Source organism: Nostoc sp. 2RC (assembly GCF_014222165.1).
In the GTDB taxonomy this organism is placed as follows: Bacteria; Cyanobacteriota; Cyanobacteriia; order Cyanobacteriales; family Nostocaceae; genus Nostoc; species Nostoc linckia.
Map to the genome: position 1 here is coordinate 1 of NZ_JACKZU010000634.1, position 2324 is coordinate 2324.

General features: G+C 43.2%; 3 protein-coding genes. 2 read left to right on the forward strand and 1 reads right to left on the reverse strand.

The annotated features are described in order from the left end of the window. Nucleotides 1–22: 22 nt before the first annotated feature. The gene (locus GNE10_RS33975; RefSeq protein ID WP_185570429.1) at nt 23–550 is read right to left on the reverse strand and encodes a gamma carbonic anhydrase family protein; all 528 of its coding nucleotides are present in this window, start codon (nt 548–550) and stop codon (nt 23–25) included. A 299-nt stretch (nt 551–849) separates the two neighbouring features. On the opposite strand from GNE10_RS33975, the gene GNE10_RS33980 reads away from it, so the two are divergent. Beyond that, nucleotides 850–1362, forward strand: a complete 513-nt coding sequence (locus GNE10_RS33980) for a TIGR02652 family protein (RefSeq protein ID WP_199342062.1) — start codon at nt 850–852, stop codon at nt 1360–1362. 244 nt (nt 1363–1606) lie between these two features. After that, nucleotides 1607–2035 (forward strand): VOC family protein, encoded by a 429-nt coding sequence (locus tag GNE10_RS33985; protein WP_185570430.1) that lies wholly within the window; start codon nt 1607–1609, stop codon nt 2033–2035. Nucleotides 2036–2324 lie beyond the last annotated feature (289 nt).

Sequence of the window (2324 nt, forward strand, 5' to 3'; positions counted from 1 at the left end):
CCCATGCCCCATGCCCCATGCCCTAACCCTTACCAAACCCCAAATCTGTACCTTTACCTGCATGAACTAAAGCTAACTTTTCGTAACGCTTGGCGTGTTCTATGAGTTCTGCGGCTTCAATTTCTGTTACTTGGCGCTGTATTTTGCCAGGAATGCCGACAACTAGGGATAAGGGGGGTATATTTTTAGTTACTACTGCGCCAGCACCAATAATGCTACCAGCGCCCACGCGTACACCGTCTAAAATCACTGCGCCAATGCCAATTAAACTTCCACGCTCAACGTAAGCAGAATGTACTACAGCACGATGCCCTACGGTGACATGATCTTCTATGATTGTGGGAAAACCAGGATCGCAATGTAAAATCGCTCCATCCTGAATATTCGTGCATTCGCCAATGTCAATGCGTTCAACATCTCCTCTAACTACTGCCCCGTACCAAATGCTTGCTCCTGCTGCTATGTTTACCGAACCGATAACAACAGCGTTGCTTGCAATGAAGGCAGCTTGAGAAAAATCGACAGATGTCCAGTAAGAAGCGGTAGACACGATAGAATATTAATATGGTACCCAGGAACACTGGAGAAACTCCAACCTTTGAGGCTGGTTGCACAACCAGGATATCACAGCGTCAAGGCTCTAAATTGACGAGTGCTGAATGCTTAACAAAGTGCTAATGAGTGTTGAGTTACTAGAGAGTTTTTCACAAAAAACTTGAAACTCATCACTTTGAACTTACTTGTTGAGTTAACAGCAAAGGAATATCCCAAAGTGGCGGAGCCGAAGTGTATAACCCAACCTACTAGTGCCTAGTGCTGGTAAAGCAAAATTATGTTTGTACGCACTTCATGATGAATCCAGGCTTGCAGTACCCAATATTTGGCCCTGAAATACAGTGTCCCCATTGTCGCCAGACTATTCCGGCGTTGACACTAACAGATACCTATCTATGTCCGCGTCATGGCGCTTTTGAAGCTAACCCGAAAAATGGAGAGTTAATCCATTTACAGTCTGGGCGTCACTGGCGGAGGTGGAATAATGAATGGTATAGACAGCATACTCACCCTGATGGTATACGGTTTGAAATTCATGAAGCATTAGACAAGCTGTACACTCAAGGCTATCGAGCAACAAGAGTTATTATTGCTCGACGCTATCAGGAATTGATGAGTGGCTACTTAGAACGCAGTACTCCTTGGCGGTCTGGACAGCCGGAAGCATCAGCAGCGCGGCTATACGGTTTACCCGTAGAGTTTAGTCCCGATCCTCCAGAAGACCCTTGCTGGGAAGTCATTAATTTTGACTTGGAAAAAGAACCTGGCGTGCCTGTACGTTACCCTTATTTCAGGTTGTTTGAGTAAAGTTAGGAGTTAGAAGTTAAGAGTTAGGAGTTAGGAGTTAAGAGTTAAAAGTTAGGAGTTAAAAGTTAGGAGTTAGGAGTTAAAAGTTAGGAGTTAGGAGTTAAGAGTTAAAAATTAGAAGTTAAGAGTTAAAGGTTAGAAGTGAAATTGAATTCACAACTCCTAACTCCTAACTCCTAACTCACAACTCCTAACTCACAACTCCTAACTCACAACTCCTAACTCACAACTCCTAACTTTTGTTATGCACCACGCTTCTATTCGGACGGCGAATATTCATCGAGCGATCGCCTTTTACGAACATCTGGGATTTACAATTTCAGAACGCTTTACTACAGGCTACACGCTAGCTTGTTGGATGGAAGGATTGGGGGGCAGAATTGAACTAATTCAAATTCCCGAACCAAAACCAGCCCCAGATGCTTTTGCTGATGAACATTATGTGGGATATTATCATCTGTCTTTTGATTTGACTGAAATGACGCCAGATTTACCTAGCTGGTTGACAAATTTACAAGAACGTGTTTCAACAGCAGAAGAATTGCAACCATTAAAGGTATTATTAGAACCGACACAACAGCAAATAGGCGATCGCATTTACGAAGTAGCTTTTATCGCTGATGCTGATGGCTTACCTCTGGAATTTATTCGAGTATTAGCAAAATTCCCATAATTCAGCTTTTTTATTAATTTTCTTGCTAATATATTGTTTTTCTGTAATGTTGCCGAACTAACAGATTTCTTTGCCAAATTTGACTATGGTCTTCCTGCAAAATGACTATGTAACTTACAGCAATTTTCAGGTATTAAACCACACTGTAGGAGGGCACAGCATTGCTCATGGGTGTCAACTTAAGCTCAAATGCTTGTCCCACAGACGTTTTACCCCACCCCCAACCCCTCCCCTTAGTAAGGGGAGGGGCGGTTTTTGCTTTAGACAAAAACGGGGGGGGGTGACGGGG

Coding starts and splice junctions, on each gene's coding strand:
- GNE10_RS33985 (WP_185570430.1), top strand. CDS start 1,607: ATGCACCACGCTTCTATTCGGACGGCGAATATTCATCGAGCGATCGCC.
- GNE10_RS33980 (WP_199342062.1), top strand. CDS start 850: ATGATGAATCCAGGCTTGCAGTACCCAATATTTGGCCCTGAAATACAG.